The sequence below is a fragment of the Kutzneria sp. NPDC052558 genome (genome assembly GCF_044547355.1).
Classification (GTDB): Bacteria; Actinomycetota; Actinomycetes; order Mycobacteriales; family Pseudonocardiaceae; genus Kutzneria.
In genome coordinates, this window is sequence record NZ_JBIUAG010000081.1 from 1 (window position 1) to 1,614 (window position 1,614).

The window sequence follows — 1,614 nt, forward strand, 5'->3', positions numbered from 1 at the left end:
TGGCGTATCAAGGCGCTATCGGGCAGGCTCCGCCTGCCTCGATACGCAAGAAGCTTATGCCATCGCCCCCCTCCACACAAAATCCACCCTCCGATCGTCGAAGCGGAAAGTCTGTGTTGCCAGTCGCTTTCCCGGGTCGCCGACCCCGCTTTGTTGGAGAGGGATTTTTGGTTCGCTCTGGAGTTGTCAAAGAACGGTAGCGCGGTGCGGGCGGCGGGCGGGGCGGGGCGGGGATGCGGCGTGGTCAGTACTGGTGGGGTTGGGTGGTGTAGTGCCGGCCCTGGGGAGTGACCCAGTGCAAAGTCCCGTCGTCGTCGAGGGTGACGGTGTGGTCGCCGTGCTTGATGTGATGGTGATGTTGACAGTAGCCCTTGAGCTGGTCCGGATTCGTCTTGCCTTTCGGCCACGGGATGGTGTGGTCGATTTCCTGGATCGGGTTGATGCAGCCGGGGGCGCAGCAGGTGCCGCCGTCGCGGAGTTTGGTGAACTCGCGGCAGCGGGCTGGGGGCTTGTAGAGGTGGGTGGCCATCGCGGCGGCCCGCTGGTACTCATCGAGCAGGACCCCGCGCCACGGGCCGAGCATCGCGAGCTCGCGGGCGGAGTCGGCGCTGATCGGGCCGTAGCCGTCCAGCAGGCCCGGGTCCTCGGTCAGACCCATCAACGTCTCCATCGACAGGGTGACGTGGACCTGGACTTTGCGGTCGATGCCATACCCGAGGAACCGGTCCAGGAACGCGTCGACCCGCTTCTGGTCGGTGGTGCGGCAGTCCTTGCACAGCGCCCGGGCGTCGGCGGTGGCGATGTCGTAGCACTGCCGGGCGTCGATCGCCGACATGCGGATCCGGAGCTCGGCCATGCCGTTGGGCAGGGGGTAGAACTCGATCCGGCGTTCCTTGTCGCGGGCCTTCTGCCGGCGCTGCTCGTAGCCCAGGGGGTCGGCCTCGGCGACCAGCTTGGTGGTCCGGCGCGCGAGTTGGGTGCGGGTGAGCTCGGCAGCGACCTCGACCAGCTGGTCTTCGATCTGGGGGATCGTGGCGGGGTCGAGGTGGATCACCCGCTCGTCCACGGTCTCCAGGCGGCGCAGGTCGATCTCCCCGCGCCGCAGCTGCTCACACAGCCGAGGCAGCCGGTCTAGGACTTCGGCGCGCTCTTGCTGGCGGAACAGGGACTGTTCGGACTCGTGGGTGGCCATGGACATCTCGGCCAGATCGTCGAAACCCCGGAGAATGCACAGCCGAGCGTGGTCGGCAACCGCCGTGATCTTGCGGGCCATGACGAATGCAGTGACCTGTTGCTCGGGTGTGAGGGTGGAGAGATCCGCGCCAAGGAGCAGGTCCAGCATCGCTCCCGAAGGCTCAGCGGACTCCAGCTCCCGGGTGATTTCTTCCATACCCCAAGAATACCCCTACTGAAGATCCAAATCGAACCACTAACGGGTGAACCTGTGTTTCATGCATAATCGCGACGACGACCCCACCCAAAGCACCACGGCGACAATCGTCTACACCTTCACGCTCCGGAGGGTGGATTTTGCGCGGAGGGGGGCGATGGCATAAGCTTTTTGCGTATCGAGGCAGGCGGAGCCTGCCCGATAGCGCCTTGATACGCCATCGC

Annotated in this window: 1 protein-coding gene; it reads right to left on the reverse strand. The window is 65.3% G+C overall.

Annotated elements, in window-relative coordinates; genetic code table 11:
• Positions 1-244 precede the first annotated feature (244 nt).
• A complete protein-coding gene (locus tag ACIG5F_RS49230; RefSeq protein ID WP_396527283.1) occupies positions 245-1,390 on the reverse strand; it encodes a DUF222 domain-containing protein in 1,146 nt (381 codons plus the stop codon).
• Positions 1,391-1,614 lie beyond the last annotated feature (224 nt).

Coding starts and splice junctions, on each gene's coding strand:
- ACIG5F_RS49230 (WP_396527283.1), bottom strand. CDS start 1,390: ATGGAAGAAATCACCCGGGAGCTGGAGTCCGCTGAGCCTTCGGGAGCG.